Annotated in this window: 1 protein-coding gene and 1 pseudogene; one reads left to right on the plus strand and one right to left on the minus strand. The window is 38.8% G+C overall.

Annotated elements, in window-relative coordinates:
* Positions 1-128 precede the first annotated feature (128 nt).
* Entirely contained in the window at positions 129-392 is a 264-nt protein-coding gene (locus L650_RS0116410) for a DUF4212 domain-containing protein (RefSeq protein WP_004586074.1), read from the minus strand.
* 392 nt (positions 393-784) lie between these two features.
* Between L650_RS0116410 and L650_RS0116420 the strand changes: the two are divergent.
* A pseudogene (locus L650_RS0116420) lies at positions 785-1521 on the plus strand (hybrid sensor histidine kinase/response regulator); the annotation flags it as partial.

The raw sequence follows: 1521 nt of genomic DNA on the forward strand, positions 1-1521 counted from the left end.
CGCCGCCCCCTGCCACATAAAACTCATTTGTAGAGCCTGCACGCGCCCAAATTGCAATGCCGATATAAAGCGCAAAACTTAAACCAACAATTATAAATGTGAGTGTTTGAACATCCATTACCTAGCTCCTATTCGTCTACGCCGTATTTTTTATCTAACGTGTTCATTTTGAAAACGTAAACAAAAATCAAAGCTACAAAGGTGTAAATAGCGCCCTGTTGTGAAAACCAGAAGCCAAGTTTAAACCCAAAAAAACGTACTTCATTCAGTACATCTACCAGTAATATGCCAAAGCCAAATGAGACCACAAACCACACTGCTAGTAACTTAAACAGTAGTGAAATGTTTTCTGCCCAATAAGCTTTTGCTTGTTCTTCATCTTTAAAAGCCATTTTTATTTTCCCCTTTAAGCATTGCATAATTGCAATGAGTGGTTTTTTTATAGTCGGTTATTAATTTAGCAACGCGGCGTGAAGAGTGAAGTGAGACCATAGTCGTAACAGCCTGTTAACGTTTACGTAAACTGTAAATACAATTGTATTTAAAAATACAATTACACATAATTCTCAGTAAGTTAGCTTTTACCAAAGGGCGTTAACGGCAAAATTTAAGTGGCTTTGTGTAAAAATGCGACATTAGTCTAATAAATCACCAGAAATAAAAATAATCATTTAAAATCAACACAATAAAAACAACGTTAATATTTTGCATAAAATTGTGCACGCACACTTAAAGTTATCTCTGGTATTGTGTGTGGGTATAAATAATAAGGTTTAATAACAACATGACTGCTGTACTGATTTTTGTAGCATTAGGCTATATTGGGGTGCTGTTTTGGCTTGCTAATTGGGGCGATAAAACAACACCACTTGCTAAACGGATTAGCCATCATCCTTTTGTGTATTCGTTATCGTTAGGGATTTATTGTACCTCGTGGACGTACTATGGTTCGGTTGGTACCGCCGCCACCAGCAGTTGGAGCTATTTACCCATTTTATTGGGGCCTTCATTGTTGTTCTTTTTTGGCCAAGGCTTTTTACGCAAACTGGTATTAGTAAGTAAAAAACAAAACATTACCACCATTGCCGATTTTATTTCTGCCCGCTACGGTAAACGTCAAACCAGTGCAATATTGGTGACTGTTATTGCCCTACTTGCTACCATTCCCTATATTGCGCTGCAGTTAAAAGCACTCAGTACCAGCTTTTTGCTTTTGCAAAACAGCAATCAAATATCTGGCGAAATGCTTACCCTCACCGCCACGTTAATTATGGCGCTGTTTGCAATATTTTTTGGTACCCGTAAGGTAGATGTTACCGAGTACCGCTCTGGGCTTATGCTAGCAGTCGCCTTTGAGTCAATGATAAAGCTCATTGCGCTTATTGCCGTCGCTGGCTTAGCCTTGTACACCTTATTTAATTTACCCACCCTTAGCGGCGACAAAGTCACAGAGTCGGTTTGGCAACACTGGGGCAACTTTAACTTTTTTAGTTTTAACTTTATTGGCCAGTCACTTATGGC

Source organism: Pseudoalteromonas sp. TB51 (assembly GCF_000498055.1).
Taxonomy (GTDB): domain Bacteria; phylum Pseudomonadota; class Gammaproteobacteria; order Enterobacterales; family Alteromonadaceae; genus Pseudoalteromonas; species Pseudoalteromonas atlantica.

What these genes read in the sequence shown, in the direction of transcription:
- L650_RS0116410 (WP_004586074.1), bottom strand. Translation starts at nt 392, where the DNA reads ATGGCTTTTAAAGATGAAGAACAAGCAAAAGCTTATTGGGCAGAAAAC.